Genomic DNA, 23,660 nt, shown 5'->3' on the forward strand with positions numbered 1-23,660 from the left:
AATGATTATTTATGCACATGACGGCGATATTCATTGGGCTTATAGGCAGCATCAATGACACACATCGTTAACAACATTGCTGCACTCTTTTTTTACTGCAACGAATTCCCTACAATCACCCCATTGTCTGTAAACGTTCAATGAGGATCTCATGGGCACAGCTAAACACAGTAAGCTGCTTATTCTTGGCTCCGGCCCTGCGGGCTATACCGCAGCGGTCTATGCTGCACGCGCCAACTTAAAACCGGTTTTGATTACCGGGATGGAAAAAGGCGGTCAGCTGACCACCACAACCGAAGTCGAAAACTGGCCTGGCGATCCTAACGACCTGACCGGTCCGTTACTGATGGAACGTATGCACGAGCATGCGGCTAAGTTCGAAACTGAAATTCTGTTCGACCACATCACCAGCGTCGATCTGCAGAACCGTCCTTTCCGCCTGGTGGGCGACAGCGGCGAATACACCTGTGACGCGCTGATCATCGCGACCGGCGCATCTGCGCGCTACCTTGGCCTGCCTTCCGAAGAAGCCTTCAAAGGCCGCGGCGTTTCTGCCTGCGCCACCTGTGACGGTTTCTTCTACCGCAACCAGAAAGTCGCGGTCATCGGCGGCGGGAATACCGCAGTTGAAGAAGCGCTTTATCTGGCAAACATCGCTTCAGAAGTGCATTTGATCCACCGTCGCGACAGCTTCCGCGCGGAGAAGATCCTGATTAACCGTCTGATGGATAAAGTGCAGAATGGTAACATTGTGCTGCACACCCATCGCACGCTGGAAGAAGTCACAGGCGATCAAATGGGCGTCAGCGGTCTTCGCCTGCGCGACACGCAAAACACCGATATTACCGAAGAGCTGGAAGTCGCTGGCCTGTTTGTGGCTATCGGTCACAGCCCGAATACCGCTATTTTCAACGGCCAGCTGGAGCTGGAAAACGGCTACATTAAAGTGCAGTCCGGCATTCACGGCAACGCCACCCAGACCAGTATTCCTGGCGTATTTGCCGCAGGCGATGTGATGGACCATATTTATCGTCAGGCCATCACTTCTGCCGGAACCGGCTGTATGGCAGCTCTGGACGCCGAGCGCTATCTCGACGGCCTGGCCGAACAGTGTAAATAATCTAAAGATGTTAAAAAAGGCGGCCTTGCTGGTCGCCTTTCTTGTTTCTGCCATGTAACATTGCCTGTCAAAATTGCCTGAGAATTCCTTCTTCTACCAGAATCTGGCACGCGATGAATAAAACCCGTCAGCAAGAACTTAGCCTCTGGCTAAAACAGCAAAGTCTTATCTCTCGCCGTTGGCTCGGCCTGTCACGTCTGCTCGGTTTGGTCAGTGGTTTACTGATTGTGGCCCAGGCCTGGCTGCTCGCCCGCATTCTCCAGCACATGATCATGGAAAATATTCCGCGTGAAGCACTGCTCATGCCGTTTATTTTGCTGGTTCTGGTATTTGTGCTGCGCGCGTGGATCGTGTGGCTGCGCGAAAAGGTCGGATTCCACGCCGGGTTGTACATTCGCCAGGAAATTCGCCGCCAGGTACTCGACAGATTACATCAGGCAGGCCCAGCCTGGATTCAGGGCAAACCAGTAGGTAGCTGGGCTACGCTGGTTCTTGAACAAATAGAAGACATGCACGACTACTACGCGCGCTACCTGCCGCAGATGTCGCTGGCGGTCATGGTGCCTTTGCTGATTATTATTGCCATTTTCCCGATCAACTGGGCAGCCGCACTCATTTTGCTGGGCACCGCGCCGCTTATCCCCATTTTCATGGCGCTGGTAGGCATGGGCGCAGCCGATGCGAACCGCCGTAATTTCCAGGCGCTGGCAAGGCTCAGCGGACACTTCCTCGATCGTCTTCGCGGGATGGAAACACTTCGTGTATTTAACCGTGGCGCGGCGGAAACTGAAAATATTCGCGCGGCAAGCCAGGATTTTCGTCAGCGCACCATGGAAGTGCTGCGTATGGCCTTTCTTTCTTCCGGCGTGCTGGAGTTTTTCGCCTCGTTATCTATCGCCGTGGTGGCCGTCTATTTCGGTTTCTCTTACCTTGGCGAACTGAATTTCGGCCATTATGGTGCTGGAGTCACTTTATTCGCTGGCTTCCTGGCGCTCATTCTTGCCCCTGAATTCTTCCAGCCGCTGCGTGATATGGGCACCTTCTATCACGCCAGGGCTCAGGCCGTAGGCGCGGCAGAGACTCTGAAGAACTTCCTCGACGCGCCGCTGCAACACCCTGAGCAGGGAACCGTGCAGCTTTCGGGCAACGGGACTTTCACTCTTGAAGCCCGAGAGATGACAATTCTGTCCGCAGATGGGAAAGTGCTGGCCGGGCCGCTGAATTTCATGCTTCCTGCCGGGCAACGCGTGGCGCTGGTAGGCCAAAGCGGTGCGGGCAAAAGCTCCCTGCTGAATGTCCTGTCCGGCTTCCTGCCCTATCAGGGGCAGTTGCTGATCAATGGCGTCGAGCTGGCACAGCTTTCACCTGAATGGTGGCGCACGCAGCTTAGTTGGGTGGGGCAAAATCCGCAGCTACCGGCGGCTACCCTACGTGACAACGTACTTCTTGGGATGCCAGAAGCGGACGGCACTCGTTTGCAGGCAGCTCTGGATAAAGCCTCGGTAACAGAGTTTCTGTCGCAGCTGCCAGAAGGTATCGACACCCCAATCGGCGATCAGTCTACCCGTTTATCCGTGGGTCAGGCACAGCGAGTGGCCGTAGCCAGAGCCTTACTCTCCCCTTGCGGTGTTTTATTGCTGGATGAGCCTGCCGCGAGCCTGGATGCCCACAGCGAACAGCGTGTAATGGAAGCGCTTACGGAAGCGTCCCGCCAACAAACCACGCTGATGGTGACTCATCAACTGGACTATATCAGCAGTTGGGATCAAATTTGGGTGATGCGGAACGGGCTGATTGTTCAGCAGGGAAACTTCGAACAGCTTTCCGTTGAAGAAGGCCCCTTTGCTCTATTACTGGCCAGTCGCCAGGAGGAGATCTAATGCGCGCATTGCTGCCTTATCTGGCGCTTTATCGCCGCCACAAATGGTTACTGTCTTTAGGCGTTGTTCTGGCGATTATCACGCTGCTTGCCAGCATTGGTCTGTTAACGCTCTCCGGCTGGTTCCTTTCTGCCTCGGCCGTAGTGGGCGTTGCCGGGCTCTATAGCTTTAACTACATGCTGCCTGCCGCAGGCGTTCGTGGGGCGGCTATCACCCGCACAGCGGGTCGCTATTTTGAGCGTCTGGTCAGCCACGATGCTACCTTCCGCGTCCTGCAGCATTTACGCGTTTCAACCTTTAGCAAGCTGCTGCCCCTTTCCCCTGCCGGGCTGGCGCGCTTTCGCCAGGGAGAATTGCTCAATCGCGTGGTGGCAGACGTCGATACGCTCGATCACCTTTATTTACGGGTTATCTCCCCGCTCGTCGGCGCTTTTGTCGTTATCCTGGTGGTGACGTTTGGCCTGAGTTTCCTTGATGTTTCCCTTGCCTTAACGCTTGGCGGAATTTTACTCGCAACCCTGCTCCTTCTGCCGCCGCTGTTCTACCGCGCCGGGCAGCCAACCGGGGAAGCGCTAACCGTTCAACGCGGTAACTACCGCCAGCAGCTCACCTCCTGGCTGCAAAGCCACGCGGAATTAACCATTTTCGGCGCAGCAAACCGCGCGCGCGAACAGTTAGATGCCACGGAAAACAGCTGGCAGGAAGCGCAACGTCGCCAGGCCGGGTTAACTGCCCTGTCGCAGGCTGTCATGCTGCTTATCAGTGGTATTGCCGTACTGACGATGCTGTGGATGGCATCCGCAAGCGTAGGCGAAAGCCAATCTCCCGGCGCGCTGATTGCCCTGTTCGTCTTTTGTGCCCTGGCGGCATTTGAAGCGATGGCCCCGGTTACCGGCGCCTTTCAGCATCTTGGCCAGGTCATTGCCTCCGCGCTGCGCGTGACGCAGATCACCAGCCAGACACCTGAAGTTATTTTTCCTGAAGCAACGCAGCCCGAGCAACGGCGGGCAACTCTGGACATTCGTGGGCTGAGTTTTACTTATCCAGGCCAGAGTCAGTCTGCACTGAAAGACATTTCACTGTCTGTCAGCGCCGGGCAGAGAATAGCGATCCTCGGTAAAACCGGCTGCGGTAAATCCACTTTACTGCAATTACTGACCCGCGCATGGGATGCTCAGCAGGGCGAAATTCAACTTAACGGCATCGCCCTTAGCACTTTTGATGAAGTCACTCTACGCAAAGCAACGAGCGTTGTCCCTCAGCGCGTACACCTGTTTAGTGCCACGCTTCGCGATAACCTTTTACTGGCATCTCCAGAGGCCAGCGATGCCCAACTCAACACCGCTCTGACTCAGGTAGGACTTGAAAAACTGCTTGAAGACGGCGGGCTTAATAGCTGGCTTGGCGAAGGTGGTCGTCAGCTTTCCGGCGGGGAGCTTCGCCGCCTTGCGATTGCCAGAGCAATATTGCATAACGCCCCTCTTATGCTGCTGGATGAACCTACCGAAGGCCTCGATGCAGAAACAGAGCGCCAAATCCTTGATTTGTTGGCTGAAGTCACCAGAGATAAAACGGTGCTGATGGTCACTCACCGCCTGCGCGGTTTGAACGCTTTTGACAGCATAATTGTGATGGACAACGGGCAAATAATTGAGCAAGGTAATCACGCTGAATTAATGGCGTCTGGCGGACGTTATTATCAATTTCGCCAGCGCCTGTAGGCGTTCTGAATAGACTATTATCAATTTATTATTGCTCTATTGCTCTGGAGTATTGGTCGTCATGCGCCTGGTACAGCTGTCTCGTGACTCGATTGCCTTTCCTTCGCCGGAGGGGGCGTTGCGTGAACCTAATGGGTTATTGGCGCTTGGCGGCGACCTGACCCCCGCACGCCTGCTGATGGCCTATCAGCGAGGTATCTTTCCGTGGTTTTCTCCCGGCGATCCTATTTTGTGGTGGTCGCCCGATCCCCGCGCCATTCTTTACCCGGAGCAGTTTCACCTTAGCCGCAGCATGAAGCGCTTTCATCGCACTTCGCCTTATACCGTCACGCTCAACCACGCTTTTGAGCGCGTACTCTATGGCTGCGCCAGCGACCGAAATGAAGGCACATGGATCACCGCAGACATTGTAGAAGCTTATTTGCGCCTGCATGAATTAGGCCATGCCCACTCCGTTGAAGTATGGGAAGGAAAAGAGCTGGTAGGCGGCATGTACGGCGTGGCGCAGGGAGCATTATTTTGCGGCGAATCTATGTTTAGCCGCCGGGTGAATGCCTCCAAAACGGCGCTGCTGGTTTTCTGTCAGCACTTTATTCGCCACGGCGGCAAATTGATCGACTGCCAGGTATTAAATGAGCATACGGCTTCGCTGGGCGTGATTGAAATTCCTCGTAGAGAGTATCTCCAGGCATTAGCGGAACTTCGCCTCCAGCACTTAGGCTCTCATTGCTGGGTTCCGCAGGCGCTGAGCAATAATGTTTAACAACACATTTTATGTGAGGGTGTTATAATTAGCGCCGCTAAGTGGCTTTTGCCTGCTACCCCGCCGTTGTCTGGGATTTATTGTTTAAGGGAATACCCTCTCATTTATCTCCTTGCGTTCTTCGTCGCAGACGTTGCCATGCGGCAAGCTGCTAACCGGCGGGTAATAAGCAAAATGCACTTTCACTGGTGATTTCACCAACAATTCTTTACATGATAAGCGAACTTCGGCATTATCTTGCCGGTTCAAACTACGGTAGTGATACCCCAGAGGATTAGATGGCCAAAGAAGACAATATTGAAATGCAGGGTACCGTACTTGATACGTTACCTAACACCATGTTCCGCGTTGAGCTGGAAAACGGGCACGTGGTTACCGCTCATATCTCCGGTAAAATGCGCAAAAACTACATCCGCATTCTGACGGGCGACAAAGTCACCGTTGAGCTGACCCCGTACGACCTGAGCAAAGGCCGCATTGTCTTCCGTAGCCGTTGATAGTTTTTATTCCGCGGCCTGAGATGGGCGGCGTTGAGAGTTCGTTGTAATAGAAAGGTCGGGCAATGCCCGGCCTTTTTTATATCTCGAACTGCTGATACTCCCTGGTGAGAAAAGAAACATCAGACAGCTCGTTAAAAAACAGGAAAATCAATTTATTGATTTTCGGCTGATAACCACAAAGAGGGAAAAACCACGTTTTTTCCCTCTTTGTCAGCAACTTAAAGGCCGGGCAATGCCCGGCCTTTTTTACATCCTCAGCCAGCGCTAGTGCGCGGCCTCCGGCTTGTGCTTCTGCGCACTCGCAAAGTTGAAGGTCAACTGCTGCTGGTCTTTATCCAGCGCAACCGTAACCTGCCCCCCGTCAACAAGAGTGCCGAACAGCAGTTCGTTAGCCAGCGGTTTTTTCAGGTTGTCCTGGATAACACGCGCCATTGGGCGAGCGCCCATCGCGCGGTCATAGCCCTTCTCTGCCAGCCAGTCACGCGCTTCCTGGCTCACTTCCAGCGAAACGCCTTTCTGATCCAGCTGAACCTGTAGCTCGACAATAAACTTATCCACCACCTGATGAATCACCTCGGTAGAGAGGTGGTTGAACCAGATAATGTTGTCGAGACGGTTACGGAACTCCGGCGTAAAGATCTTTTTGATCTCTTCCATTGCATCGGTGCTGTTGTCCTGGCGGATAAGCCCGATAGATTTACGTTCGGTTTCCCGCACCCCGGCGTTGGTGGTCATCACCAGAATCACGTTGCGGAAGTCCGCCTTGCGTCCGTTGTTATCGGTCAGCGTACCGTTGTCCATTACCTGCAGCAGCAGGTTAAAGACATCCGGGTGCGCTTTTTCGATTTCATCGAGCAGCAGAACCGCATGTGGATGCTTAATCACCGCATCCGTCAGCAGCCCGCCCTGATCGAAACCAACATAGCCTGGAGGAGCGCCAATCAGGCGGCTCACGGTATGGCGTTCCATATACTCGGACATATCAAAGCGCAGCAGCTCAATGCCCAGCGACTTCGCCAGCTGCACGGTGACTTCCGTCTTACCAACCCCGGTAGGGCCAGCAAACAGGAACGAACCGACAGGTTTATGATCCTGACCCAAACCGGCACGGCTCATCTTGATCGCTTCGGTCAGCGCTTCAATCGCTTTATCCTGGCCAAACACCAGCATTTTCAGGCGATCGCCCAGGCTTTTCAGCGTATCGCGATCGCTCGCGGAAACGCTTTTTTCCGGGATGCGCGCAATGCGAGCGACCACGGTTTCGATGTCCGCCACGTTAACGGTTTTCTTACGCTTGCTGACCGGCATCAGGCGGCTACGTGCGCCCGCCTCATCAATGACGTCGATAGCCTTATCCGGCAGATGCCTGTCATTGATGTATTTCACCGCCAGCTCAACCGCCGCGCGAATCGCCTTCGCGGTATAGCGAACGTCGTGGTGCGCTTCGTATTTCGGTTTCAGTCCGTTGATGATCTGCACCGTTTCTTCAACGCTTGGCTCAGTAATATCAATCTTCTGGAAGCGGCGCGCCAGGGCACGATCTTTTTCGAAGATGTTGCTGAACTCCTGATAAGTCGTCGAGCCAATCACCCGAATTTTACCGCCGGAGAGCAGCGGTTTAATCAGGTTAGCGGCGTCGACCTGGCCACCGGAAGCCGCGCCCGCACCAATAATGGTGTGGATTTCATCGATAAACAGGATGCTGTTTTGATCCTGCTCGAGCTGTTTCAGCAGCGCTTTAAAACGTTTTTCAAAATCGCCGCGGTATTTGGTACCGGCCAGCAGAGAACCGATATCCAGCGAGTAGATGGTGCAGTCGGCCATTACTTCCGGCACATCGCCCTGCACAATTCGCCACGCCAGCCCTTCGGCAATAGCCGTTTTACCCACGCCAGATTCACCGACCAGCAGCGGGTTATTTTTACGGCGACGGCACAGAACCTGGATAGCACGCTCCAGCTCTTTATCGCGGCCAATCAGCGGATCGATCCCGCCCACGCGCGCAAGCTGATTAAGATTGGTGGTGAAGTTTTCCATACGTTCCTCCCCGCCTGCTTGCTCTTCGTTGACCGGATTTTCAGAACCCGATGACTGATTTGGTTCGTCTTTGCGCGTACCGTGAGAGATAAAGTTCACCACGTCGAGGCGGCTTACTTCATGTTTGCGCAGCAGGTAGGCTGCCTGGGATTCCTGTTCGCTGAAAATGGCAACCAGCACGTTGGCGCCGGTCACCTCACTGCGCCCGGAGGACTGCACGTGGAACACCGCTCGCTGCAGCACACGCTGGAAGCTTAGCGTCGGCTGCGTGTCGCGCTCTTCAACGTTGGGTGGCAGAACCGGCGTAGTTTGTTCGATGAAGGCTTCGAGCTCCTGCCGCAGCGCCACCATATCCACAGAACACGCTTCCAGCGCTTCGCGGGCAGATGGGTTACTGAGCAATGCCAGTAACAGATGCTCGACGGTCATAAACTCATGTCGGTGCTCGCGCGCTCTGGCGAAAGCCATGTTTAAACTGAGTTCCAGTTCTTGATTGAGCATAGGCACCTCCCCAAATTATCGGCCTTGTCAGGCCTTTTCTAGCGTACACAGCAACGGGTACTCGTTCTCCCTTGCATACTGGTTCACTAACGCCACTTTGGTTTCCGCTACTTCTGCAGTAAAGATGCCACAGATAGCTTTACCCTGATAGTGAACCGTGAGCATCAACTGCGTGGCACGTTCAACATCATAAGAAAAGAACTTTTGCAGTACGTCAATAACAAATTCCATTGGCGTGTAGTCATCGTTCATCAGTATAACTTTATACATGGAGGGCGGTTTTAGCGTTTCGCGCAGTTTATCCGCCGCCATTTGGTCAAAGTCCAACCAGTCGTTCGTCTTACCCATTGCGATTTATCATCGTTTGTTGAAGCCCAACATACTGTCAGGCAAGGCCTTATATTGAGTGTAATACGCTTTTCGCAAACGTATGACAACGTATTCGATCCCGTGACGAATCTCCGTAAGCGAGCTACATCACATTAATAGCAATAGCGTTAACTGCTTCAAATTTTTGACTCATTGTTGCCTTACCTGCCCCGCCAGACGCTTGACGCAGTGTATAAAATATCTACATTGTAGCGGGGTGAGTTGGCGAGGTTTTGAACAGCCCGCCCTTACCCACCGGTTGATTCCATCTCACTATTAAGAGTTACGAAGGATGTCGAAGCATGGAGACGGGTACTGTTAAATGGTTCAATAACGCCAAAGGGTTCGGTTTCATCTGCCCGGAAGGCGGCGGCGAAGACATCTTCGCTCACTACTCCACCATTCAAATGGACGGGTACAGAACGTTAAAAGCCGGACAGCTTGTCAGGTTTGATGTGCATCAGGGACCTAAAGGCAACCATGCCAGCCTGATCGTTCCCCACGAGGCGGAAGCGGTCGCGTAGTTCCCCATTGATTGTGTACATCCCGCAAATAAAATGCCAGCCCATAAGGCTGGCATTTTTATGACCAACCGCCGGGATTACTCACGAGCTAGTGCATCGATAGGGTTCAGGCGCGCCGCGTTTCTGGCCGGCAACCAGCCAAAGAGCACCCCCGTGGCCGTGGAGCAGCCAAACGCGGTCAGCAGCGCCACCGGCGAGAAACCTATCTGCCAGCCCGGCAGCACCAGCTGCAGCGTGAACGCGATAACCAGCGACAGCGATATCCCCAGCGCGCCACCGACCAGGCAAACCAGCACCGCCTCAATTAAAAACTGCTGCAGTACATCGCTGGCTCGCGCGCCCACCGCCATACGGATACCGATCTCTTTGGTACGTTCAGTGACCGATACCAGCATAATATTCATGACCCCAATTCCCCCAACCAACAGCGAAATAACCGCTACCAGCGTCAGGAACATCTGAAGAGTACGTGTGGTCTTTTCCGCCGTTTTCAACAGCCCGTCCATGTTATAGGTGAAAAAGTCTTTCTTGCCATGACGCAGCGACAGCAGGCGATTAAGCTGCTGCTCGGCTTCGTGGCTGTCGTACCCTTCTTTAACACGTACGGTTATTGAGTTGAGCCAGCTTTGCCCCATCACGCGCCCGGCCATCGTGTTATAAGGCAGCCAGACACGCAGCACTTTGCTGCTGCCGAACATCGACTGTTTCTCTTCCGCCACGCCTATCACCGTGGCGGGCATATTCCCCACCAGCACAACCTCCCCGACAACATCACTTTTGTTCGGGAAAAGCTGCCTTTTGCTATTGGCGTCCAGCACCACAACCTGTGCACGGCCCTTCATCTGCTCATCGTTAAAGCTCGCGCCCTGGCTCATAGTCATACCGTAAACATCAAAATAGTCGCCACTGACACCATTGACGCTGGCCGCCGCATCCACGTTGCCGTAGCGAAGGCGTAAATTGCTGGAAATAGAAGGCGTGGCCGAACTTACCCAGGGCTGCTGGCCGATAGCCAGCAAATCATCATATTTTAATGCCTGCTGGAACTGCGGATTGTCATCACCAAAATCTTTACCGGGGTAGACATCGATCGTATTGGTGCCGATGGAGCGAATATCCTCCAGCACCATCTGCTTGGCGGCATCGCCCACCACGACAATGGAGACCACCGAGGCAATACCAATAATAATGCCAAGCATGGTCAGCAGCGTGCGCATCTTGTTCGCGGCCATCGCCAGCCAGGCCATACCGAGCGCCTCGCGGAAGCTGCTGATGACTTGCTGTATCGACGAACCGCTCCGCAGCGTTTGGTTTTCAACCATGCGCGCCGCAGGCTGATGAACCGGCGGAGGATTACTGATAATTTCTCCGTCGCGAATTTCAATAATACGCTGAGCCTGCGCCGCCACGGCCGGATCGTGAGTCACAATAATCACCGTATGCCCGCGCTCGCGCAGTTGCTTCAGCGTGGCCATCACTTCTTCGCCGGAATGGCTGTCCAGCGCACCCGTGGGCTCATCCGCCAGAATCACCTGCCCGCCGTTCATTAACGCACGGGCGATACTGACGCGCTGCTGCTGCCCGCCCGAAAGCTGTGACGGCAGATATTCCACCCGCTCCTTTAGCCCCAGACGCCCAAGCAACTCATGCGCCCGCTGCTGACGCTGGGCTCTCGTTGTCCCGGCGTACACCGCTGGGACTTCAACATTTTGCGAAGCATTCAGATGAGAAAGCAGGTGATAACGCTGGAAGATAAAACCGAAATGCTCGCGACGCAGCGTCGCCAGCGCATCGTTATCCAGCCCCGACACATCCACGCCCGCGACCTTATAACTGCCGCTGCTGGGTTTATCCAGGCAACCGAGGATGTTCATTAGCGTCGATTTACCGGAACCGGATGCACCGACAATCGCCACCATTTCCCCGGCTTCAATCGTCAGGCTGATGCCCTTCAGTACCTCAACCTGCTCTTCACCAGAAGGATAGCTGCGGCGAATGTCCTTTAATTCAAGCAGCGCCGTCATTTGCTACTCCCGGCATTGGCGCGACCAGTCACCACCTCTTCGCCTTCTTCCAGCCCGTTAACGACCTGAACCTGGGTGTCGTTCCGCATCCCGATAGTTATTTCACGGGTTTTGGTTTCCCCGTTGCGCAGCACCGTGATGTTATAGCGATTATCACCGATCGGTTCGCCCAGCGCGGCCAGCGGAATCGTCAGTACATCTTTTACGCCGCCGAGTTGAATATGCACCTGAGCGGTCATATCCAGGCGCAGAATGCCCTTCGGATTCGGCACCTCAAAACGCGCATTATAGAAAATGGCCTCATTGACTTTGTCTGGCGTCGGCAGGATATCTTTCAGCACGCCTTCATAGCGCGTCATCGGGTCGCCAAGTACCGTAAACCAGGCTTTCAGGCCCGGTTTGAGATGGATAACATCGGCTTCAGAGACCTGCGCTTTCACCAGCACCGTGCTTAAATCCGCCAGCGTCAGAATATTTGGCGCCTGCTGCGCCGCAATCACGGTTTGCCCCTGCAGCGTCGTTATCTGCGTCACTTCCCCCGCCATTGGCGCGACGATACGGGTGAACTCGAGGTTGGTTTTCGCGGTGCTCAAAGAAGCCTGATTGCGCTTAATTTGAGCGTCAATGGTGCCAATCTGAGCCTGTTTTACCGCCAAATCGGTTGCCGCTTTATCAAGATCCTGGCGGGACACCGCCTGAGTTTTTGCCAGCGTCTGCTGACGGGAAAGTGTCACCGCGGCAAGCTTACTTTCAGCTTCGGACTGCATGCGCTGGGCACGCAGCTCCATCAGCGTGGCCTCAACCTCTTTGACCTGGTTTTGAGCCTGTTCGGGATCGATAACCCCCAAAAGCTGATCTTTTTTTACTTTATCGCCGATGCTAACTGACAGCGTTTTTAACTGCCCGCTCACCTGCGCCCCGACGTCAACTTTGCGCACGGCATCGAGCTTTCCGGTTGCCAGAACGCTTTGCTGAAGCGAAGCCTTACGCACGATCATCGTTTGATATTGTGGGGCTGGCACATGCAAAAACTGCCAAAGCCAGAGGAAAAATATCACCACCAGCAGCGCGTAAAGCCAATAACGTTTTTTAAATTTTCCCTTAATTTTCATATAAATCCTGAAATAGCTAACGCATGATTAAACGGTTCTTAAACAAACTGCACAATGTGAAGATATGTAACAGTTATTGAACGTCGGTTGACATCCGGCGTGCTGAAATAGTGCCATCTTTCCCGAATATCAGGTTGTTATTATGTCCCAGATCGCTGCCGCGCATGTTACCGAAACCCTGCCTCAAACAGGCTGGAAACTCTTCCTTTCCCTCGCGACGGGGGAATGGCAGCCGGGAGCATCCTGGGGCAAGAAGGCTTACCGCCGCAAGTTTATTTTACGCTCACTGGCGATGCCTTTGCACACCGTCAGCCTGATGAACAACCTTGCAAGCCAGCCTCATCTTGCCAGCATGCTGAACGCTCAGCCTGGTCTGCCTTGCCGCCTGCATCGCCCTTACCTTGCGCTGCCGCTAAAACGCAAGCATACGCGGGATACTATCGCTTACCACTACCAGAAAATTGCCGAGAAAATGCCGAAAAAAATGCTTAACGGGCATTTCTCTGCCGAAGGTTACCGCCTGGCCACGCTGGTGGGTAAAAACAACGAGCTGATGTTTATCGATCTCACCTCTCACGATATCGAAGGTAAAGAAGGCGAAGCCTTCCTGAACTTCTGTAATGAAGAGGGCGTTCCCCTGGCGCGTATGACCTTTACTCTCAACCAGTTTGAAGGCAAGAACACCTTCTTTATTGGCTGCCTGCAGGGAGCCAAAACCTGGGTGCCTCATGAAGCCATTCAGGCTGCCACAAAGGCTTGCCACGGACTGTTCCCGAAACGCATGCTGCTTGAGGTTGCCTGTGAACTGGCGAAGCTTCTCGACGCAGAGCGCATTCTGGCCGTCGGCAACGGTACGCATATCTACCGTTCATGGCGCTACGAGAAGAAGAAAAAAGACAGTCTACATGCGGACTATGACAGTTTCTGGCAGTCTATGAGCGGTGAACCTCGTGCCGACGGCCTGTTTGCCCTGCCGTCCAGCGTGGAACGCAAACCGCTGGAAGACATTGCCAGCAAAAAACGTGCAGAATATCGCCGCCGTTATGAATTGCTCGACGGCATGATGAACAGCATCAACGGTCATTTCTAAATCTGCCTTTCCAGCCGGGCGCTAATCCGCCCGGCCACGCGCCAGCCAAAGCACCCGGGAAAACATTTTACGAAACAGCGGCGGAACCGCATCCACGCCGCGACGCCCCGCCTCCAGCGCCACTTCGATAGCTAAATCAGGCTTTGACGAACGATGAATAGCTTTCGTAATAATCCGGCGCAAATTCATCGGCACATTTTCGGGCAGCTGAGCCACGCGATGAAACACATCTGAAAATCCCTGCCGATACATAAAGTGTTCCATATCCAGCGCAGGCAGCGCTGTAAGATGATCGCGCTCCTGATCCCGGTCATTGTCCAGCAAGCCGCGTACGGTTGCCGCATATTTTTTACCGGCATCATCCCCGTCCACCAGCACATGCCATTCAATGCCCATCCGGCGAGCGAACTTAATCAGCGGGCGCAGGCCAGATTGTGCAAACTCAATGACCTTCACGCCTTCGGCATCAAAATGGTGCCCACACTGCCGCGCCAGTTCGTTCATCACCCACACTTCGGTCTCGCCTTCCACCAGCAACCAACAGCGGGCAAAGAGCGACGACGCGCGATTAAAACGAATGTGGAAAGCAATTCTCCGGCTCTCTTCCGCGTTCATCCCGCCCGGTCCAAGCCGCCACGCGGCCACTCGGGAGGATTCACGCACCAGCCGGCAAACCTGTTCTACCGGCGTCAGAGAGAGCAGCTCTCCGGAATTGGTCGTGGTAATTTTTTGTAGCGGCAGCAGATTCAGAAGGTGCCAGGCGACAGACAGCATAATCGGATGCAGTCGGGTTTCAGGATCTTCCACCAGCAGCAGCGGGCGGGCGTCCCTGTCGAGCGCAATGCTGCCCTTCGCCTGTAGCAACGTGGAAAACATGCCCAGCAGGATCATGCGGTGCGAACGGCTGCCTGGCTTGTCGATCATCCGGTTGATCACGTCCAGATAGCGCCAGCTGCGCTGCTCATCATGAGAACGCCGCCGCATCAGGCGCTGGTGGGCTATCGCGCCCTGCTCAGAGAAATAGTGTTCAAGCAGCTGTACCATGGCCGACAGCCCTTGCCGCAGCTGCGCATCGGTGAGGTTTTGCGGCCTTGATACCAGCTCTCGCGCCAGGAAATCCAGCTGGCGCGCAGTCAGCTCCGTTTCCGGCATTTCGGGCATGCTTCCGTTGCGCAGCCGCCGCATGAATCGGGCATCTCTGAGGCGCAGCACCGGGTTCAGCCGCGTGATATTCATCGCCATGTCGTCAATTTCGTCCAGCGCCAGCGGCTGGCCGTGGGCATTAAGAAAGCTTCGCAGCGTTAAAACTGTCCCTTCATCCCCAAGCTCTCCTTCCAGACGGTAGTAAATACGATGAAAGCCGTCGTTCCCCGCCACCCAAACCGGGGAAAGATTACGATACCGCCGCCCTAAATGGTGGCCAGGCGCTGCCTCGCGGAAGGTCAGGATGATTTGCAAGTGACTTTCACGCCCATGCAGCTCGCCGGGGGGAAAATAGAAATCTTCGCGAACAAAATGGTACAGCTCCCGGTGCGGGGAAAGTAGCAAAGTCAGCGCATCTAACAGGCTGGATTTACCCCAGGCATTTTCGCCAATCAGCACGTTGTTTTGCTCAAGCATTAACGACAAACGGTTAATACCGCGAAAACCAACCATCTCAACTCGCTCGAGAAACATACCGCCTCCTGTGCATCCGCTTCCATCCAGCGTCCTTTTCGAGTATAGCGGCAACCCGGAAGGCAATGTAACCACACAATGTCAAAGCGTTACGCGATAAACGCACGCCGCCTTTACCATAATCAATTCGTGCTGAGGCGTATTTTTTTATTATCCGGAATATTCTTACTTCATTCAAAGATAACCTATACTTCTGCTACCTCTCCTCAGAAAAGGAATAACACCTCATTGCCCTAAATCAAAAAACCGGAGTTTATTGTGCTGGTGGCGAATTGACGAAATACCTAATATTAACGCGCATTTAATATTACTTTCGTCATTCACTTAATGACGGTGAATTAGCGACAGTCAGGATCATGTGATTTAGCGCGTGAGCCTTGTATTGTTTCTGGCTTTTATCAGAGGTGGTTATATTTAGAAAATTAGCAGCCGAGTTCTTCGGAACGTTCTGGCTGGTATTTGGTGGCTGCGGTAGCGCAGTATTAGCGGCAGCATTTCCGGAATTAGGCATTGGCTTTGTCGGCGTCGCGCTGGCATTTGGTTTAACCGTGCTGACCATGGCTTTTGCCGTCGGCCATATTTCCGGTGGTCACTTTAACCCGGCCGTCACGCTTGGCCTGTGGGCCGGCGGCCGCTTCCCGGCTAAAGAAGTCATTGGCTACATCATTGCCCAGGTGATTGGCGGGATTGTCGCTGCCGCTATTCTTTATTTAATCGCCAGCGGTAAAGCAGGCTTTGATGCCGCAGCCAGCGGTTTTGCTTCTAACGGCTACGGCGAACATTCTCCGGGTGGATATTCCATGCTGTCCGCCATTGTGATTGAAATCGTATTAACCTGTGGATTCTTGATTGTTATTCACGGTGCAACGGACAAATTTGCTGCACCGGGTTTTGCGCCAATAGCCATTGGCCTGGCATTAACCTTAATTCACTTAATTAGTATTCCGGTTACCAACACCTCAGTAAACCCTGCGCGCAGTACCGCAGTGGCTATTTTCCAGGGTGGCTGGGCGCTGGATCAACTGTGGCTTTTCTGGGTCATGCCTATTATTGGCGGGATTCTGGGTGGTATTATTTATCGTACCCTGCTGGAAAAACGCAGCTAAGTCTCCATGCAGGCTTACCCCGGTAAGCCTGCTGTTTTCTTTTTTTCCACACGCAAAGCTTTTTCTTCGCCCCTACTCGACTCAATTCCTTTCTTTCGGTAGTGTGACATCCGTCGTAACATTTTAACTACAAGGATTGTCCCTTCCATGCTGTCAGGATTACTTATTATCCTGGTGCCGTTGCTCGTCGGTTACCTGATCCCACTGAAACAAATCCACCTGCTCAGGCTGATTCACCGCCTGCTGGGCTGGATTGTTTACGTGATCCTCTTCCTGATGGGCATTAGCCTGGCATTCCTCGATAATCTCGCCAGCAACCTGCTGACTATCCTGCATTACTCGGTGATAAGCGTCGGGGTGATCCTGCTGTGTAACATCGCCGGCCTCTTGCTGCTGGAACGTGCTCTCCCGTGGCGGCATCAGCACAAACAGGAAAAACTGCCCTCACGCCTGGCGATGGCCCTGGAGTCCTTACAGCTTTGCGGGGTAGTGGCTTTGGGCTTCCTGCTGGGGCTGACCGGGTTTGAGGTGCTTAAATACGCCACAGAGGCCAGCGAATATACGCTTATTTTCCTGCTGCTGCTGGTCGGGATCCAGCTTCGCAACAGCGGCATGACCTTCCGGCAAATCGTTCTCAACCGCCGCGGCATTATTGTCGCCATTGTGGTCGTTTTCAGCTCAATGGTCGCCGGGACGATCAACGCCCTACTGCTTGGCCTGCCGATAAAAACAGGTCTGGCTATGGCCTCTGGGTTCGGCTGGTATTCGCTGTCCGGGATCCTGATGACCGAGTCCTACGGGCCGGTGATTGGCAGCGCAACCTTCTTTAACGATCTGGTGCGGGAATTACTGGCTATTATGCTTATCCCGGCTTTGGTGCACCGCAGCCGCTCAACGGCTCTGGGCCTTTGTGGCGCCACCTCGATGGACTTTACCCTGCCGGTGCTGCAGCGCAGCGGCGGTGTGGAAATCGTGCCTGCCGCCATTGTGCACGGATTTATTCTTAGCCTGCTGACTCCGCTGCTCATCGCCTTCTTCGCCGCCTGATACCTCTCTGGCGGTAGCCTTGCTGTCGCCAAAGTTGAGCTATATCAATCTCCCTTTAAGTTGCACCAAAAAGTCCTTTTAACCTGTTAAGCCGCAGCCTAACCTTAAACATGTATTTAAAATATAACTTTAAGGTGACATCATGTTTTGTGTGCAGTGTGAACAGACCATTCGTACCCCGGCCGGCGACGGCTGCGCCTATGCCCAGGGCGTCTGCGGTAAAACGGCCCAGACTTCCGATCTACAGGATCTGCTGATCGCGACATTGCAGGGGCTGTCCGCCTGGGCCGTTGCCGCACGCGAACGCGGTATTATCGACCACGAGATTGATAACTTTGCTCCCCGCGCCTTCTTCTCAACGCTGACCAACGTGAACTTCGACTCCGGCCGCATCGTTGGCTATGCCCGAGATGCCATTGCCATGCGCGAAGATCTGAAAACCCGTACGCTGGCTGTCGATCCTGCGGCCATCGTCACTAACCCGATGGCAGAGCTTCAGCTGGTCAGCAGCGATCTCGGTGAACTGCAGCGCCAGGCCGCTGAATTCACGCCAAATCGTGATAAAGCCGACATCGGCGAAGATATTCTCGGCCTGCGCCTGTTGTGTCTGTACGGCATGAAAGGTGCCGCCGCCTATATGGAACACGCGCATGTTCTGGGCCAGTACGACAACGATATTTACGCCCAGTACCACAGCATCATGGCGTGGCTCGGCACCTGGCCTGCGGATATGGGCGCGCTGCTGGACTGCTCTATGGAAATCGGCCAGATGAACTTCAAAGTGATGAGCATTCTGGATCAGGGGGAAACCGGCAAATACGGCCATCCAACCCCAACCCAGGTTAACGTACGCCCGGTCGCCGGGAAGTGCATCCTGATTTCCGGCCATGACCTGAAAGATCTCTATAACTTGCTCGAGCAAACCGAAGGCACCGGCGTGAACGTCTACACTCACGGTGAAATGCTCCCGGCACACGGCTATCCAGAACTGCGGAAATTCAAACACCTGGTCGGCAACTACGGCAGCGGCTGGCAGAACCAGCAAACGGAATTCGCCCGCTTCCCTGGCCCTATTGTCATGACTTCCAACTGCATCATTGACCCAACCGTGGGCTCGTACGATGACCGTATCTGGACCCGCAGCATCGTCGGCTGGCCGGACGTCAGCCACCTCGAAGGCGACAATTTTAGCCCGGTGATTACCCAGGCCCAGCAAATGGCCGGTTTCCCGTACAGCGAAATCGAACACCTGATCACCGTCGGCTTTGGCCGCCAGACGTTACTGGGTGCGGCAGACACGCTCATCGATTTGGTTAGCCGCGAAAAACTTCGCCACATCTTCCTGGTCGGCGGCTGCGACGGCGCACGCGGAGAACGTAACTATTTCACCGACTTCGCCACCAGCGTGCCGCAGGACTGCCTAATCCTGACCCTGGCCTGCGGCAAATACCGCTTTAACAAGCTGGATTTCGGCAACATCGAAGGGCTGCCTCGGCTGGTGGACGCCGGCCAGTGTAACGACGCTTATTCAGCGATCATTCTGGCGGTCACCCTCGCCGAGAAACTGGGCTGCGGCGTGAACGACCTGCCGCTGAGCCTCGTGCTCTCCTGGTTTGAGCAAAAGGCGATTGTAATTCTGCTCACGCTGCTGTCGCTCGGCGTCACCAACATTGTCACCGGGCCAACCGCGCCGGGTTTCCTGACGCCAAACCTGCTGGCAGTGCTGAACGAGAAATTTGGCCTGCGCGCCATCACCACCGTTGAGCAAGACATCCAACAGTTAATGAGCGCTTAAGGAGCAGCCATGACCATGCCAACGCCGCTGTGCCCGCACCGTATGCAGGTACACCATATTCACCAGGAAACGCCGGATGTCTGGACGCTGTCGCTGATCAACCACGACTTCTATCCCTACAAAGCCGGGCAATATGCCCTGGTGAGCATTCGCAACGGCAGCGAGACGCTGCGGGCCTACACGATTTCATCCACGCCGGGTCTGAGCGAGTTCATCACGCTGACGGTACGCCGCATCGACGGCGGCGCTGGCTCAGAGTGGCTGACCGGAGAAGTGAAAATCGGCGACTACCTGTGGCTGTCTGAAGCCCAGGGCGAGTTCAGCTGTGAAAACATCGTGTCGGAGCGCTATCTGCTGCTGGCGGCGGGCTGCGGCGTCACGCCGATTATGGCCATGCGCCGCTGGCTGGCAAAACACCGCCCGCAAGCGGACGTGCAGGTCATCTACAACGTGCGCTCCCCGCAGGACGTGATTTTTGCTGACGAATGGCGGCATTACCCGGTCACGCTGGTGGCAGAAAACAACGCCACCCACGGCTTTATCGCCGGGCGACTGACTCGCGAGATCCTGGCCGCGGTGCCGGATATCGCCAGCCGGACGGTTATGACCTGCGGGCCTGCGCCTTATATGGACATGGTTGAGAAAGAAGTGAAAGCGCTGGGAGCCGCGGCGTTTTATCGGGAAGTGTTCTTCACGCCAGCCGCTGCACCCTCAGCGGGCGGCCTGAAGTTCACCACGCTCCAGCCGATGCGTGAGTTCTACTCACCGGTGGGCAGCACGCTGCTTGCCGCGCTGGAGAGCAACAGCGTGCCGGTGAATGCCGCCTGCCGCGCCGGAGTTTGCGGCTGCTGTAAAACGAAAGTTGTGTCTGGCGACTACACCGTCTCCAGCACCATGACACTGACGGAAGAAGAAATTGCCAGCGGCTACGTGCTGGCCTGCTCCTGCCATCCACAGAGCGACCTGGTGCTCGCCTGATCTAAAAAGGCACCTTCACGGTGCCTTTTCTTTTTCTACCGCCAGGCCGACTTGCCAAACGCGTAACGCCCTGCGCCGCAAAAGACTATCGCCAGCGCGCCGAGGAAAAAGTACATCAGGCTTTCAATGCCCCAGGCCCCGGTTTTATCCAGCATGAAGGTTTCCCCCACGCCCACCAGCAGCCAGGCCACAATCATCGTGCACGCCAGCCCAAGCGCGGACAGGCGAGTGAGGATCCCTAAAATAATCAGCAGCGGGGCAAGCACCTCACCCAGCAGCACGCCATAGGCGACAAACTCCGGGATGCCATGCGCCGCCAGCATTCCCTTAATCCCGTCCACGCCGCCAAACAGCTTGTGCAGGCCGTGAAACAGCATCAGGCCTCCTACCGCCAGACGCAGTAACAATTTTCCCAGATCGTCTTTATTTAGCGTGCCATTCACTGCATTTAACAATTTAGTAACCATATGAATTGCCACCCTTTTAAAATGATAACGAGAATAATTTACGCTTAATATTTGCTAACAAATAGCCCCAATTTTAGGGAGGCCATTCCCTGCCGTTACGCAGAATTGAACTAAGCTTGTAAGCGCTATCACACTGGACAAGGAAAACCGATGAAACAATCCGTAGCGGCCTGGCTGGCCAAAACCCTTGAGAGCGCGGGCGTGAAACGTATCTGGGGCGTCACGGGCGACTCGCTGAATGGCCTCAGCGACAGCCTCAACCGGATGGGCACGATTAAATGGATGCCAACTCGCCATGAAGAAGTGGCCGCTTTCGCCGCCGGGGCCGAAGCGCATCTCACCGGCGAGCTTGCTGTCTGCGCCGGTTCATGCGGGCCTGGTAACCTGCACCTGATTAACGGCCTGTACGATTGCCACCGCAATCACGTGCCCGTTCTCGCCATTGCAGCCCATATTCCCTCCAGCGAAATTGGCAGCGGCTACTTCCAGGAAACGCATCCCGAAGAGCTTTTCCGCGAATGCAGCCACTATTGCGAACTGGTTTCTAACCCGGAGCAGATCCCACAGGTATTGGCGATTGCCATGCGCAAAGCCATTCTGAACCGGGGCGTTTCCGTGGTGGTACTGCCCGGCGACGTGGCGCTCAAACCCGCGCCAGAGCATGCCACAACGCACTGGTATCCTGCACCGCAGCCCATCGTGGTTCCCCCTCACGATGAGCTTAAAAAACTCGCCCAACTTCTGCGCTACAACGACAATATCGCCCTTATGTGCGGCAGCGGCTGCGCTGGGGCGCATACTGAGCTGGTGCAGCTGGCGGCAACCCTGAAAGCGCCCATTGTTCACGCCCTGCGTGGCAAAGAACACGTTGAGTACGACAACCCTTACGACGTTGGCATGACCGGATTAATAGGCTTCTCATCCGGCTTCCACACGATGATGAACGCCGACACGCTGATCCTGCTCGGCACCCAGTTCCCCTACCGCGCGTTCTACCCGACGGACGCAAAAATTATCCAGATTGATATCAACCCCGGCAGCATAGGCGCGCACAGCAAGGTCGACATGGCGCTGGTGGGCGATATCAAAGCCACGCTGTCCGCCCTGCTGCCGATGCTGGAGGAGAAAACCAATCGCAGCTTCCTCGACAAAGCGCTGGAGGATTATCGCAAAGCGCGTGAAGGGCTGGATGAACTGGCCAACCCCTCGGAAGGCAAGCAAATTCACCCGCAATATCTGGCGCAGCAAATAAGCCATTACGCCGCCGATGATGCCATTTTTACCTGCGACGTGGGCACGCCCACCGTCTGGGCCGCGCGCTACCTGAAAATGAACGGCAAACGCCGCCTGCTGGGCTCGTTTAACCACGGGTCAATGGCTAACGCTATGCCGCAGGCGCTGGGCGCCAAAGCCACCGCGCCCGATCGCCAGGTGGTGGCGATGTGCGGTGACGGCGGCTTCAGCATGCTGATGGGCGACTTCCTGTCCGTAGCACAAATGAAGTTGCCGATTAAAATCGTGGTGTTCAACAACAGCGTGCTCGGTTTCGTGGCGATGGAGATGAAAGCCGGGGGCTACCTCACCGACGGTACCGAACTGCACGACACCAACTTTGCCCGTATCGCCGAGGCCTGCGGCATTACCGGCATCCGCGTTGAAAAACCTGAGGAGCTGAACGCCGCGCTGGAAAAAGCCTTCAGCACCGATGGCCCGGTGCTGGTCGATGTTGTCGTCGCCAAAGACGAGCTGGCTATCCCGCCGCAGATCAAACTGGAACAGGCGAAAGGGTTCAGCCTTTATATGCTGCGCGCCATCATCAGCGGGCGAGGAGATGAAGTGATCGAGCTGGCGAAAACCAACTGGTTCCGGTAAAAAAGAAGGTTGCCTCAGGCGCCCGGATAACCGTCCGGGCGCAGCCTCTTGATAAAGGACCCGTCATGATCGATTTACGCAGCGATACCGTTACCCGCCCTTCCCGCGCCATGCTGGAGCAAATGATGGCCGCCCCAACCGGGGATGATGTTTACGGCGACGACCCCACTGTTAACGAGCTTCAGGCATACGCGGCAAAAATCAGCGGGAAAGAAGCTGCCCTGTTTTTACCTACCGGCACGCAGGCCAACCTCGTGGCTTTGCTGAGCCACTGCGAGCGCGGCGAAGAGTACATCGTCGGCCAGGCCGCACATAATTACCTCTACGAAGCAGGCGGCGCAGCGGTGCTGGGCAGCATTCAGCCTCAGCCCATTGAAGCGGATCGCGACGGCACGCTGCCGCTGGATAAAGTGGCGGCAAAAATTAAACCGGACGACATTCACTTCGCCCGCACTAAATTGCTGAGCCTTGAAAACACCCATAACGGCAAAGTGCTGCCGCGTGAATACCTCCAGCAGGCCTGGGAATTCACCCGCAAGCACAACCTGGCGCTGCACGTAGACGGCGCGCGTATTTTTAACGCCGTGGTGTCCTACGGCTGTCAGTTGGAAGAAATTACTCGCTACTGCGACAGCTTCACCATTTGCCTGTCGAAAGGTCTTGGCACGCCGGTGGGATCCCTGCTGGTGGGCAGTAAAGAGTACATCAAGCGCGCTGTACGCTGGCGCAAGATGACCGGCGGCGGTATGCGTCAGGCCGGTATTCTGGCGGCGGCAGGCCTGTATGCGCTGAAAAATAACGTCGAGCGGCTGAAAGAAGACCACGACAACGCCCACTGGCTGGCAGGCGAGCTGCGCGAAATCGGCGTCGATGTGATGCGTCAGGACACCAACATGGTCTTTGTGCGCATGACGGCGGAAGAAGCAGAAGATTTAGGGCCCTACATGCGTGAGCGCGGCATCATCCTCAGCGCAGGTCCGGCAACTCGGCTGGTCACCCATCTGGACGTCACCCGCAGCCAACTGGCTGAAGTCGTCGCCCACTGGCGCAGCTTCCTGCAAAACTAACGGGACTCAG

The 23,660-nt window shown here is 55.1% G+C and carries 19 protein-coding genes; 13 read left to right on the top strand and 6 right to left on the bottom strand.

Going from position 1 to position 23,660, the window contains the following annotated elements; all coding sequences use genetic code 11:
- Positions 1–151: 151 nt before the first annotated feature.
- The 5 genes from trxB (at position 152) to infA (ending at position 5,981) form a co-directional block, all read left to right on the top strand.
- Positions 152–1,120: a thioredoxin-disulfide reductase gene (trxB, locus tag F3J28_RS09995; RefSeq protein WP_039291478.1), complete on the top strand. Its 969-nt coding sequence runs from the start codon at positions 152–154 to the stop codon at positions 1,118–1,120.
- Between the two features lie 113 nt (positions 1,121–1,233).
- The gene (cydD, locus tag F3J28_RS10000) at positions 1,234–3,000 is read left to right on the top strand and encodes a heme ABC transporter permease/ATP-binding protein CydD (protein ID WP_166875454.1); all 1,767 of its coding nucleotides are present in this window, start codon (positions 1,234–1,236) and stop codon (positions 2,998–3,000) included.
- A complete protein-coding gene (gene cydC, locus F3J28_RS10005; RefSeq protein WP_166875456.1) occupies positions 3,000–4,721 on the top strand; it encodes a heme ABC transporter ATP-binding protein/permease CydC in 1,722 nt (573 codons plus the stop codon). Before cydD ends, cydC begins: the two co-directional genes overlap by 1 nt.
- A gap of 61 nt (positions 4,722–4,782) precedes the next feature.
- On the top strand, positions 4,783–5,484 hold the full coding sequence (gene aat / locus F3J28_RS10010) for a leucyl/phenylalanyl-tRNA--protein transferase (protein ID WP_166875459.1): 702 nt from the start codon (positions 4,783–4,785) through the stop codon (positions 5,482–5,484).
- Between the two features lie 278 nt (positions 5,485–5,762).
- Positions 5,763–5,981 carry a translation initiation factor IF-1 gene (gene infA, locus F3J28_RS10015; RefSeq protein WP_002211347.1) on the top strand — a complete coding sequence of 73 codons (219 nt, stop codon included), beginning with the start codon at positions 5,763–5,765 and terminating at the stop codon, positions 5,979–5,981.
- Between the two features lie 267 nt (positions 5,982–6,248).
- On the opposite strand, the gene clpA is transcribed toward infA, so the two are convergent.
- Together clpA and clpS are read right to left on the bottom strand one after the other, a co-directional pair.
- Positions 6,249–8,522, bottom strand: coding sequence for an ATP-dependent Clp protease ATP-binding subunit ClpA (gene clpA / locus F3J28_RS10020; protein WP_166875461.1), 2,274 nt, complete (start codon positions 8,520–8,522; stop codon positions 6,249–6,251).
- 27 nt (positions 8,523–8,549) lie between these two features.
- On the bottom strand, positions 8,550–8,870 hold the full coding sequence (gene clpS / locus F3J28_RS10025; protein WP_008461103.1) for an ATP-dependent Clp protease adapter ClpS: 321 nt from the start codon (positions 8,868–8,870) through the stop codon (positions 8,550–8,552).
- Between the two features lie 323 nt (positions 8,871–9,193).
- Here clpS and cspD point away from each other — a divergent pair, with 323 nt between their 5' ends.
- Positions 9,194–9,415, top strand: coding sequence for a cold shock-like protein CspD (cspD, locus tag F3J28_RS10030; protein WP_008461102.1), 222 nt, complete (start codon positions 9,194–9,196; stop codon positions 9,413–9,415).
- 77 nt (positions 9,416–9,492) lie between these two features.
- Here cspD and macB read toward each other — a convergent pair whose 3' ends face one another.
- Both macB and macA read right to left on the bottom strand, forming a co-directional pair.
- Positions 9,493–11,439 carry a macrolide ABC transporter ATP-binding protein/permease MacB gene (gene macB / locus F3J28_RS10035; RefSeq protein WP_166875463.1) on the bottom strand — a complete coding sequence of 649 codons (1,947 nt, stop codon included), beginning with the start codon at positions 11,437–11,439 and terminating at the stop codon, positions 9,493–9,495.
- Complete coding sequence (gene macA / locus F3J28_RS10040) at positions 11,436–12,551, bottom strand: macrolide transporter subunit MacA (RefSeq protein ID WP_166875466.1); 1,116 nt, start codon at positions 12,549–12,551, stop codon at positions 11,436–11,438. Before macA ends, macB begins: the two co-directional genes overlap by 4 nt.
- A 142-nt stretch (positions 12,552–12,693) precedes the next feature.
- On the opposite strand from macA, the gene F3J28_RS10045 reads away from it, so the two are divergent.
- Entirely contained in the window at positions 12,694–13,641 is a 948-nt protein-coding gene (locus tag F3J28_RS10045) for a VirK/YbjX family protein (protein ID WP_166875469.1), read from the top strand.
- A 21-nt stretch (positions 13,642–13,662) separates the two neighbouring features.
- On the opposite strand, the gene F3J28_RS10050 is transcribed toward F3J28_RS10045, so the two are convergent.
- Entirely contained in the window at positions 13,663–15,318 is a 1,656-nt protein-coding gene (locus F3J28_RS10050) for an ATP-dependent endonuclease (RefSeq protein ID WP_008461098.1), read from the bottom strand.
- 410 nt (positions 15,319–15,728) lie between these two features.
- Between F3J28_RS10050 and aqpZ the strand changes: the two genes are divergently transcribed.
- The 4 genes from aqpZ (at position 15,729) to hcr (ending at position 20,244) form a co-directional block, all read left to right on the top strand.
- Complete coding sequence (aqpZ, locus tag F3J28_RS10055; RefSeq protein ID WP_039291469.1) at positions 15,729–16,424, top strand: aquaporin Z; 696 nt, start codon at positions 15,729–15,731, stop codon at positions 16,422–16,424.
- A 147-nt stretch (positions 16,425–16,571) separates the two neighbouring features.
- Positions 16,572–17,471, top strand: coding sequence for a LysO family transporter (locus F3J28_RS10060; RefSeq protein ID WP_166875471.1), 900 nt, complete (start codon positions 16,572–16,574; stop codon positions 17,469–17,471).
- A gap of 142 nt (positions 17,472–17,613) precedes the next feature.
- Positions 17,614–19,266: a hydroxylamine reductase gene (hcp, locus tag F3J28_RS10065; protein WP_166875474.1), complete on the top strand. Its 1,653-nt coding sequence runs from the start codon at positions 17,614–17,616 to the stop codon at positions 19,264–19,266.
- Between the two features lie 9 nt (positions 19,267–19,275).
- Positions 19,276–20,244: an NADH oxidoreductase gene (gene hcr / locus F3J28_RS10070; RefSeq protein WP_166875476.1), complete on the top strand. Its 969-nt coding sequence runs from the start codon at positions 19,276–19,278 to the stop codon at positions 20,242–20,244.
- A 35-nt stretch (positions 20,245–20,279) separates the two neighbouring features.
- Here hcr and F3J28_RS10075 read toward each other — a convergent pair whose 3' ends face one another.
- Positions 20,280–20,711, bottom strand: a complete 432-nt coding sequence (locus F3J28_RS10075; protein ID WP_166875479.1) for a DoxX family protein — start codon at positions 20,709–20,711, stop codon at positions 20,280–20,282.
- Between the two features lie 150 nt (positions 20,712–20,861).
- Here F3J28_RS10075 and poxB point away from each other — a divergent pair, with 150 nt between their 5' ends.
- Positions 20,862–22,583, top strand: coding sequence for a ubiquinone-dependent pyruvate dehydrogenase (gene poxB / locus F3J28_RS10080; RefSeq protein ID WP_166875482.1), 1,722 nt, complete (start codon positions 20,862–20,864; stop codon positions 22,581–22,583).
- Positions 22,584–22,648: 65 nt separating this feature from the next.
- Positions 22,649–23,650: a low-specificity L-threonine aldolase gene (gene ltaE, locus F3J28_RS10085; protein WP_166875485.1), complete on the top strand. Its 1,002-nt coding sequence runs from the start codon at positions 22,649–22,651 to the stop codon at positions 23,648–23,650.
- Positions 23,651–23,660: the final 10 nt, after the last annotated feature.

Source organism: Enterobacter sp. Ap-1006 (genome assembly GCF_011752835.1).
GTDB lineage: Bacteria > Pseudomonadota > Gammaproteobacteria > Enterobacterales > Enterobacteriaceae > Cedecea.